General features: G+C 70.2%; 8 protein-coding genes. 5 read left to right on the top strand and 3 right to left on the bottom strand.

Annotated elements, in window-relative coordinates; all coding sequences use genetic code 11:
• Window positions 1–464 (top strand): DUF5691 domain-containing protein (locus tag G5C51_RS36310; protein WP_476715151.1); only part of this gene is annotated, 464 nt, incomplete at its 5' end.
• On the opposite strand, the gene G5C51_RS36305 is transcribed toward G5C51_RS36310, so the two are convergent.
• Window positions 461–877: a coenzyme B12-dependent isobutyryl CoA mutase small subunit gene (locus tag G5C51_RS36305; RefSeq protein ID WP_165244177.1), complete on the bottom strand. Its 417-nt coding sequence runs from the start codon at window positions 875–877 to the stop codon at window positions 461–463. The genes G5C51_RS36310 and G5C51_RS36305 overlap by 4 nt on opposite strands.
• Before the next feature lie 344 nt (window positions 878–1,221).
• On the opposite strand from G5C51_RS36305, the gene G5C51_RS36300 reads away from it, so the two are divergent.
• Both G5C51_RS36300 and G5C51_RS44170 read left to right on the top strand, forming a co-directional pair.
• Window positions 1,222–2,034 (top strand): alpha/beta hydrolase, encoded by an 813-nt coding sequence (locus G5C51_RS36300; RefSeq protein ID WP_476715152.1) that lies wholly within the window; start codon window positions 1,222–1,224, stop codon window positions 2,032–2,034.
• Window positions 2,035–2,170: 136 nt separating this feature from the next.
• A complete protein-coding gene (locus G5C51_RS44170; protein ID WP_165244181.1) occupies window positions 2,171–3,823 on the top strand; it encodes a peptidoglycan DD-metalloendopeptidase family protein in 1,653 nt (550 codons plus the stop codon).
• A gap of 67 nt (window positions 3,824–3,890) precedes the next feature.
• Here G5C51_RS44170 and pcrA read toward each other — a convergent pair whose 3' ends face one another.
• Entirely contained in the window at window positions 3,891–6,290 is a 2,400-nt protein-coding gene (gene pcrA, locus G5C51_RS36290) for a DNA helicase PcrA (protein WP_165244175.1), read from the bottom strand.
• Between the two features lie 271 nt (window positions 6,291–6,561).
• On the opposite strand from pcrA, the gene G5C51_RS36285 reads away from it, so the two are divergent.
• A complete protein-coding gene (locus G5C51_RS36285) occupies window positions 6,562–7,731 on the top strand; it encodes a C40 family peptidase (RefSeq protein WP_165244173.1) in 1,170 nt (389 codons plus the stop codon).
• A 19-nt stretch (window positions 7,732–7,750) separates the two neighbouring features.
• On the opposite strand, the gene G5C51_RS36280 is transcribed toward G5C51_RS36285, so the two are convergent.
• A complete protein-coding gene (locus G5C51_RS36280; RefSeq protein WP_165244171.1) occupies window positions 7,751–8,104 on the bottom strand; it encodes a hypothetical protein in 354 nt (117 codons plus the stop codon).
• Window positions 8,105–8,426: 322 nt separating this feature from the next.
• Between G5C51_RS36280 and G5C51_RS36275 the strand changes: the two genes are divergently transcribed.
• Window positions 8,427–9,470, top strand: coding sequence for a C40 family peptidase (locus G5C51_RS36275; protein WP_420824897.1), 1,044 nt, complete (start codon window positions 8,427–8,429; stop codon window positions 9,468–9,470).
• Window positions 9,471–9,506: the final 36 nt, after the last annotated feature.

Genomic DNA, 9,506 nt, shown 5'->3' with positions numbered 1-9,506 from the left:
CCCAGAACCGCCCCGCACCGACCACCGGCCCGCTGCCCGCGGAGCCCGCCCCTGGCCGCGACCCCGCCAAGCTGCTCACCGCACTCCCCCCGGCCGAACGGGCCGCGTGGGTCGCGGGGTTCATAGAGACACACGGCCTCACCGAGGCCTTCCGCCTGCTCGGCGTGTGTACGGTCCCGTGGCCTGAGGTGCTCGGCCAGGCCGTCGTCGACGCCCTGGAGATCGCCCGGGACAGCGGCAGCTATCCGTGGAGCTTCAGCGGGGTGATGGGGCTGGCCGAACGTTCCCTGGACCCGGCCCACGCCGACCGCCTGGAGCTGCTCACCGCGATACGCGAGGAACCGGAAGACAGCTCACCAGGCGCCACCGGCTACTGGTCGGAGGCCTTCCAACGCCTGGTCAGCACCCTCCGCATACGCGCAGCGCTGCACGCGGAGCTCAATGCCGCGGAGCTCAGTGGCTAGCTAGCCGCCCGCTCCTGCCGCACATTCGCGTTCACCCAGTCGACCACCGAAGCCGTCGTCGCGCCCGGAGTAAAGATCTCCGCGACGCCGAGCTCCTTCAGCTGCGGGATGTCGCCGTCCGGGATGATGCCGCCGCCGAACACCTTGATGTCCGCGGCATCCCGCTCCTTCAGGAGCTCCAGCACCTTCGCGAAGAGCGTCATGTGCGCGCCGGAGAGGATGGACATGCCGATCACATCCGCGTCCTCCTGGATCGCGGTGTCGACGACCTGCTCCGGCGTCTGGTGCAGGCCGGTGTAGATGACCTCCATGCCGGCATCGCGCAGCGCCCGCGCGATCACCTTGGCCCCGCGGTCGTGGCCGTCGAGCCCTGGCTTCGCCACCACCACCCGGATCGGACCTGTGACACCCATCAACGCCTCCATCGCCGTCGGCCGAACTCACGAACTCGCCGGTACGTGTGTGAACGAACGTTATCCCCAGCATCCCCCACCCAGCCGTTTCATGGTTCGTACCGAGGGGGAAATCACACGCAGGACAAATATTCACCGGCGTCGGCCGAAGGATGACGGCCACGCTGGGGAGCCGCAGCCAGGCCGCCGGGCCTCCGCGCTGAGCTGTCACAGCACCACACACCGACACACCGACACACCGACAGCACCGACAGCACCGACAGCACCCACATCACCGACACCACGCGCCCCGTCCGCCGCGCTCCGCGGCTTCCCGCCATACGCACACGGGGGAAGCCATCAAGATCAACGCATTGGCCACGTTCACCACGCTCGTCAGGGTCCGCCTGCTCGAGCTCCTGGTCCTCGCCGGCCATCTCATGCTCTATCCCTCCGGCGTGCTCGCCGAGGCCAGACCGCCGGACACCGATCAGGCCGACACCGCCCGGTTACCGACCGAGGGCCGCAGCCATCCGCCGGTGCTCCTGCTGCACGGCTTCATCGACAACCGCTCGGTCTTCGTGCTGCTCCGCCGCTCCCTGCTCCGGCACGGCTGGCGCCACGTCACCGCCCTCAACTACTCGCCGCTGACCTGCGACCTCCGCAAGGCCGCCGAACAGCTCGGCCGCCATATAGAAGAGGTATGCCACCGCACCGGCCACCGCGAGGTCGATCTCGTCGGCCACAGCCTCGGCGGCCTCATCGCCCGCTATTACGTGCAGCGCCTGGGCGGCGCCGACCGGGTCCGTACGGTCGTCACCCTCGGCACCCCGCACTCCGGCACCCGCATCGCCCCGGTGCTCAGCGCGCACCCGATCATCCGGCAGATGCGCCCGGAGTCCGACGTGATCAAGGAGTTGACGCTGCCGGCACCCGGATGCCGTACCCACTTCTTCGCGTTCTGGAGCGATCTCGACGAGCTGATGGTTCCGGTACATGCGGCGCGGATCGAACATCCGGACCTGAACGCCCAGAACGTGCCGATCAAGGGCGTGGGCCATCTCGCACTACCCGTCCACGGGGCGGTCGCGGGCGGGATACGGCAGGCTCTCGCCGGTGCCGAGGGTGCTCAACCGGCGGCCGGGACGCGGGAATCGGGAGGTGCGTCCGTGGCCTGAACCTCGCTCTGAGTCGTGCAAAATTCGAGCAAATGCCCTGAACTCGCCTCGTCGAAACCTCCAGAAGATTGTCGCGGCCGTTATCAGCCGGGTACAGTCGCGCTCGTTCTTCTGCTGCCGAGGCGAAAGGGACGTGGTGAACGATCATCACCCGTCGGGGACCGACTCCCCGGACGTCCCGGGCGCGGACCCCTGGAATACCCAGGGTTACGACACCGGCACGTACGCCGCAACGGGTTTTGACACCGCCACCGGCCAGTACGACACCGGCCACTACGACGCCTCCTACTACGCGACGACCACCACGACGACGCAGTGGGACGGCTACGACGGCTCGTACGACGCGAGCACCGGCAGCTTCAGCACCGCCGACTTCGGCACCGGCTCCTTCGATACGGGCTACGGCACCGGCGGCTACGACGTCTCCGCCGCCTGGGACACCCCGGCCGCGGGCATCCCCCGCCAGCCGGGCCCCGAGGACGCCGACTACGGCTACCCCGCCGCGAGCACCACCGCCACCGGCGAGTGGGACACCGGCACCTGGTCCGCCTCCCCCGGCGTCGACACCTCGGGCTACGCCACCGGCAGCTTCGATACGGGAAGCCTCGACACCGGCAGCTTCGACACCACGGCGTTCAGCGCCTACGGCACCGGCGCGTACGACACCACCGGCTACGACTCCGCCGCCCCCACCTGGGATACCTGCGAGCAGATCGCCGACGCCTTCGACCCGGCCCGCTTCGACGCCGAGGCCTACGCGGCCCCGCCGGAGTACCCGGCCACCCCCGACGTCTCGTACGACGTGCACGACGCCGCGGGTCTTGAAGCCACCGCCGCCTGGGACCTCTCCGAGCTGAGCGGGACGGCCGAGCACACCGCCACGGACGACCGGCACGAGCCCGCCGCCCCCCAGTCCGAGGCCGGGCACGAGCACGACTACGGGCACGAGCGCGAGCACGAGTACAAGCCCGAGCACGAGTACAAGCCCGAGCCGGCGAAGCCCGACACCGAGGCCGCCGCCCTCTCCTTCACCGCCCTCGAGGCCCGCACCCGCAGCCGCCGCCGCACCCCCAAGCGCTCCGCGCTGCTGACCGTCGCCGTGCCGTCCATCGCCGTCGTCGGCGTGGCCGGCGTCGCGGCCGCCACCGTCAGCGGGGCCGTGGGCGGTGACGACGGCAAGAGCAAGACGCCGCAGGCCGCCCCCGACCCGTCCGAGGTGCAGCCCTCCGCCGCGAACAACAAGCTGGACACCCAGCTCAGCGGACTCTCCGAGGACGCCGGTGACTTCGCGGGCCGTGCGAGCCGTACCCAGGAACGTATCGACCTCAAGGAGCGCCAGGAGGCCGAGCGGAAGCGCAAGGCCGAGGAGGCCGCGCGCAAGGAGGCGGCCCGGCCGAAGTTCGTGCTCCCGGTCTCCGACCACGGCCTGTCGGCGCTCTACGGCCAGGCGGGCGTCAACTGGATGTCCGTGCACTCCGGCATCGACTTCCCGGTCAGCTACGGCACCCCGGTGAAGGCCGCGACCGACGGCACCGTCTCCACCAAGTGGGGCGGCTCCTTCGGCAACATGGTCATCGTGACCGCCAAGGACGGCACCGAGACCTGGTACTGCCACCTCAGCAGCGCCCGGATCCAGTCCGGCGAGGTGAAGGCCGGCGACACCATCGCGTACTCCGGCAACTCCGGCAACTCCACGGGCCCGCACCTGCACTTCGAGGTGCACCCGGGCGGCGGCGACGCCATAGACCCGCTCGGCTGGCTCCAGGACAAGGGCCTCAACCCGCAGTAGAGCCGAGGCCCCGGCCCGTACGAAACGCGTGCGAAACGGCCCGAAGGCCGCCCCGCCCCACAGCTACCTACAGCTTCTCCACCGGCGCATACCGCAGCAGCAGCTTCTTCGGCCGCTCGCCGCCGCCGAAGTCCACCGTGGCCTGCGCCTTGTCGCCGCTGCCGGTGACCTCCACGACCGTGCCCATCCCGAACTGGTCGTGCGTGACCCGGTCCCCGACCGCGAGCGCCACCGCGGGCCGCTCCTTGGCCCGCCCGGTGGCGAAGCCGGAAGGACCCTGCCGCGTACGCACCGACGACAGCGCCGCCGCGGCCGCCTCCAGCGGCGAACGGCCACCGCCGCCACCACCGCCACCCACGGACCGGCCACCGCCGCCCGCCGAGCCGCCCTTCCGCTTCCACGTCACATACGCGTCCGGGATCTCCTCCAGGAAGCGCGACTGCGGGTTGTACGAGGGCTGGCCCCAGTTCGACCGCATCACCGAGCGGGTCAGATAGAGCCGCTCCTGCGCCCGCGTGATGCCCACATACGCCAGCCGCCGCTCCTCCTCCAGCTCCTTTACGTCCCCGAGCGCGCGCATGTGCGGGAAGACGCCGTCCTCCATGCCGGTGAGGAAGACGACCGGGAACTCCAGGCCCTTGGCGGTGTGCAGCGTCATCAGCGTTATGACGCCGGAGCCGTCGTCCTCGTCGTCCGGGATGTCGTCGGTGTCGGCGACCAGCGCGACCCGCTCCAGGAAGTCGGAGAGCGTGCCAGGGCCCTCCTCCTCGCCGCGGTCCTGCTCGAACTCCAGGGCCACGGCGGCGAGTTCCTGAAGGTTCTCGATCCGGGTCTCGTCCTGCGGGTCGGTGGACGCCTGCAGCTCGGCCAGATAGCCGGTCTGCTCCAGCACCGCCTCCAGGACGGTGGCGGGCCCGGCGCCGGACTCCACGATGGTGTACAGCTGCTCCATCATCGTGTTGAACCGCTTGATGGCATTGGCCGACCTGGCCGCCATCCCGTACGCCTCATCGACCCGCACCAGCGCCTGCGGGAAGGAGATCTTCTCGCGCAGCGACAGCGCCTCGATCATCGCCTCGGCGCGGTCGCCGATGCCGCGCTTGGGCACATTGAGGATGCGGCGCAGCGGGACGGCATCCTCGGGGTTGGCGAGCACCCGCAGGTACGCCAGCACGTCCCGGACCTCTTTGCGCTCGTAGAAGCGGACGCCGCCGACGACCTTGTACGGCAGGCCGACGCGGATGAAGACCTCTTCAAAGACCCGGGACTGCGCGTTCGTACGGTAGAAGACCGCGACGTCGCCCGCCTTGGCCTCGCCCGCGTCCGACAGCCGGTCGATCTCGTCGGCGACGAACTGCGCCTCGTCGTGCTCGGTGTCGGCGACATAGCCGGTGATGGTGGCGCCGGCGCCGGCCTGGGTCCACAGGTTCTTCGGGCGGCGGTCGGAGTTGCGCTCGATGACGGCGTTGGCCGCGCTCAGAATCGTCTGCGTGGAGCGGTAGTTCTGCTCCAGCAGGATCGTCCGCGCGTTGGGGTAGTCCTCCTCGAACTGGAGGATGTTGCGGATCGTGGCGCCGCGGAAGGCGTAGATGGACTGATCGGCATCGCCCACCACGCACAGCTCGGCGGCGTCGTCACCCCGTCCCACCAACTCCTTGACCAGCATGTACTGGGCGTGGTTGGTGTCCTGATACTCATCCACCAGCACATGCCGGAAGCGGCGGTGATAGTGCTCGGCGACGTCCGGGAACGCCTGCAGCAGATGCACCGTGGTCATGATCAGGTCGTCGAAGTCCAGCGCGTTGGCCTCGCGCAGCCGCTGCTGGTACATCGTGTAGGCCTCGGCGAGGGTCTTCTCGAAGCCGTCCGTCGCCTGGCCCGCCCAGTCCTCCGAGTCGATGAGCTCGTTCTTGAGATTGGAGACCTTGGCGCTCAGCTGCTTCGGCGGATAGCGCTTCGGGTCCAGGTCGAGGTCGCGGCAGCACAGCGCCATCAGCCGCTTGGAGTCGGCGGCGTCGTAGATCGAGAAGGACGATGTGAAGCCGAGCCGCTTCGACTCGCGGCGCAGGATGCGCACGCAGGCGCTGTGGAAGGTGGACACCCACATCGCGTTGGCCCGCGGGCCGACGAGGGACTCGACGCGCTCCTTCATCTCGCCTGCGGCCTTGTTCGTAAAGGTGATCGCGAGGATCTCGCCGGGGTGGACGCGGCGCTCGGCCAGCAGATGCGCGATGCGGTGGGTCAGCACCCGGGTCTTGCCGGAGCCGGCCCCGGCGACGATGAGCAGCGGCGAGCCGGCGTGCACGACCGCGGCGCGCTGCTGCTCGTTCAGCCCGTCGAGCAGGGCGTCGGGGTCGGTTACGGGCCGGGGGGTGCCGTCGCGGCGGTATCCCCCGGGGGCGTTGCGCTGCGGCTGGGGCACGCTCGCGTCCAGGGAAAGCTGACTGTCGTCGAAGAGGCTGCTCATCGTCCACCGAGTCTAGGCGGCCGGGCTGACACTCCGCCCCGGTACCGCCCGAGGACGGGATCGCCCTATGCCGGACATAGCGGGGTGCCGAATGTAAAGATCACAGCTTGGTATCGGACAAACCGAACACCAGCCTTCACATTCACCCCACAGAGTGGCTACGGTTCATCGCCAATGGACGTCCGAATCCCCCCGCCGGTACCCGCCGGCCGCGGACGACCCCGCCGGAACCCCCACCTCTGCCGGCGGCTCACGGAAGGAGTGGCGAGCCTTGGCTGCGCACCGTAAGCCGCGGACCCGAATACTCGCGTCGTCCGGCACCGCCGGCCGTCGCACCGCCGTCGGCATGACGGCCGCGCTGGCCTCGGTGACCCTGCTCTCGCAGAACGCCGGCGCCGACGACAAGCCCTCCCTCTCCGAGGTGCAGAAGCAGGTCGACGAGCTGTACCACCAGGCAGGCGTGGCGACGCAGAAGTACAACCAGGCCAAGGAGCGCACCTCCACCCAGCGCACCACGGTGAACAAGCAGCTGGACGAGGTCGCCGAGCGCACCCAGAAGCTCAACGACGCCCGCCGCACCCTCGGCTCGTACGCCGCCGCCCAGTACCGCAACGGCGGCATCGGCCCCGAGGCGACGCTGATGCTGGCGGACGACCCGCAGTCGTACTTCGAGCAGAACCACCTGATGGACCGGCTCACCGGCCGCCAGCAGGAGGCCGTCAAGGACTTCCGCAGCCAGCAGACCGCCGCGAACAAGAAGCGCGCCGAGGCGACGAAGAGCCTGGAGACGCTCACCAAGTCGCAGGAGGAGCTGCGCACCTCCAAGGCGACGGTGCAGAGCAAGCTCTCCGAGGCGCGCAAGCTGCTGTCGAAGCTCACCGCCGAGGAGAAGGCCCGGCTGGCGGCGATCGAGCGCGCGAAGGAGGCCGAGGCCAAGCGCAAGGCCGAGGAGGCGGCGCGCAAGGCGGAGGCCGAGCGACAGGCCGAGCTGGAGCGGCAGAAGCGCGAAGAGGCGCAGCAGGAGGAGGACGCCGGCTCGGACTCCGGCTCAGGCTCCGGCGACTCGGGCTCCGACTCCGGCTCCTCGACCTCCCAGTACGACAAGGTCCTGGCCTTCGCCAAGGCCCAGCTCGGCGAGCCGTACGTCTGGGGCGCCACCGGGCCCAACTCCTGGGACTGCTCGGGCTTCACCCAGGGCGCGTACAAGGCGGCCGGCATCTCACTGCCGCGCACCACCTACGACCAGGTCAACATGGGCACGAAGATCACCAACAAGTCCGACCTCAAGCCGGGCGACATGGTCTTCTTCTACGAGGACGTCACGCACGTCGGCATCTACGTCGGCAACGGCCAGATGATCCACGCCCCGAAGCCGGGCGCCAATGTGCGGTACGAGTCGGTCGACTACATGCCGTTCCACTCCGGCGCCCGGGTGCTGTAAGGCCGTAAAAGAGCGGGTCTTACGTCCAGACGGTGGCGATGAAGATGTTCGCCACCGTCAGCAGGCCCACCGTGCCCAGCAGCTTGGCGTCCACCTTCTCGTCGTCGCGCTTGACGTAGACGAGGCCGAGGATCACCACCAGCAGGGCCAGCTTCACGCCGATCTTGAGGTTGTTGACCTCCTGGTCGTCGGCCTGGTTGAGGCCGACCAGGAGGATGCCGGTGACGAGCATGGTGAGCGCGCCGTGCAGCATCGGCGGGGTCATCCGCGCGGTGCCCTCGCGCATGGCCTTCATCTGCACCAGGAAGCCGCCGAGCAGCGACGCGATGCCGATGATGTGCAGGGCGACGAAGATGTTGATGAGTACGTCCATGGGCGGAGCGTAGCCAGCACATAGCAGGCGTCCAGCCTCGGGGTCGCCTCAACCGCCGCATCGGTCACACCCGTAGGGAAAAGCCGCAGTTGACCGTGATCGTACGGTCACATTCCGTCACCACCGGGCCGGAAGACGGCCAGTCTCCGCCAACGGGCGGCTTCCTCCCCACCGCCAGGTTTAGCGTCCCGGGTCAGGTGGCCGACTCCCCACCGCCGTCGCTCCCGAAGGACGGCAGTCGGTCGCCCCCGCCGAATCCGGCGGCGGCCCCGCTCCCCCTGTCAGGGCCGCCGCCGGACGCGGCGGAACCGGACGGAAGGAAGTGACCGCCCTCGTGGCGTCGCACAGCAAGCCGCAACCCCGCCCGCGGCGGCGGGCGGCCGGCCTCTTGGCACTGGCCGGCGCCGCCTCCGCGACCGCCCTCGGCGGCCCCGCGCAGGCCGAGCCGCCCATGACCCCCGCCCAGACCAAGGCGAAGGTCGAGAAGCTCTATCACGAAGCGGAGCAGGTCACCGAGAAGTACAACGGCGCGAAGGAGAAGGCGGGCAAGGCCGAGGAGGCGCTCGGTGAGCTGCGCGACGAGGCGGCCCGCAAGACCGCGGCACTCAACTCCGCGCGCAACCGCCTGGGTTCGCTCGCCACCCGCCAGTACCGCAGCGGCGGCGTCGACCCGTCGCTGCAGCTCGCGCTCTCCTCTGACCCCGACTCGTACCTGAACAAGGCCGCCCTCGCCGAGCGCGCGGGCAGCCGGCAGGCCACCGCGGTGGCCGGTCTCGCCGGCCAGATGCGGGCGGTCGAGCGGGTGCGGGGCGCGGCGTCCGCCAAGGTGCGCGAACTGACCGCGGCGGAGGAGCGGCTGCGCGGCCACAAGAAGACCATCGAGGGCAAACTCGCCGAGGCGCGACGGCTGCTCAACTCGCTCCCCGCGGATCAGCGCGATGCGCTGCTGCGGGGCGGCGACCACGGTGGCGGCACCGTGAGCCGCGCGGTCCCGCGCGGTTCGATCAAGGCGCCGAACGCGCGGGCGGCGCGGGCGGTGGCGTTCGCGTACGGGGCACTGGGGAAGCCGTATGTGTGGGGCGCGACGGGCCCGAACGCCTTCGACTGCTCGGGCCTGACGCAGGCGGCGTGGCGGTCGGCGGGGGTGGCGCTGCCGCGCACGACATACACGCAGGTGAACGCGGGGACACGGGTCCCGAGGAGCGGCCTGGCGCCCGGCGACCTGGTCTTCTTCTACGGCGGCCTGAGCCACGTAGGCATGTACATCGGCGGCGGCCAGATGATCCACGCGCCGCGGCCCGGCGCACCGGTCCGGGTGGCCCCGGTGGACTCAATGCCTTTCGCGGCGGCGGTACGTCCCGCATAACGCCGCTGCGCGCCGGGCCTCTTCCCACCCACCCGC

This window comes from Streptomyces coryli (assembly GCF_011044975.1).
Lineage (GTDB): Bacteria > Actinomycetota > Actinomycetes > Streptomycetales > Streptomycetaceae > Streptomyces > Streptomyces coryli.
The sequence above is the reverse complement of the archived record's forward strand: the minus strand, read 5'-3'. Positions and strand labels throughout refer to the sequence as shown.

Bases quoted from the DNA above. Each gene is read 5' to 3' on its own strand.
- G5C51_RS36305 (WP_165244177.1), bottom strand. From the start codon at position 877: ATGGGTGTCACAGGTCCGATCCGGGTGGTGGTGGCGAAGCCAGGGCTC.
- pcrA (WP_165244175.1), bottom strand. From the start codon at position 6,290: ATGAGCAGCCTCTTCGACGACAGTCAGCTTTCCCTGGACGCGAGCGTG.
- G5C51_RS36280 (WP_165244171.1), bottom strand. From the start codon at position 8,104: ATGGACGTACTCATCAACATCTTCGTCGCCCTGCACATCATCGGCATC.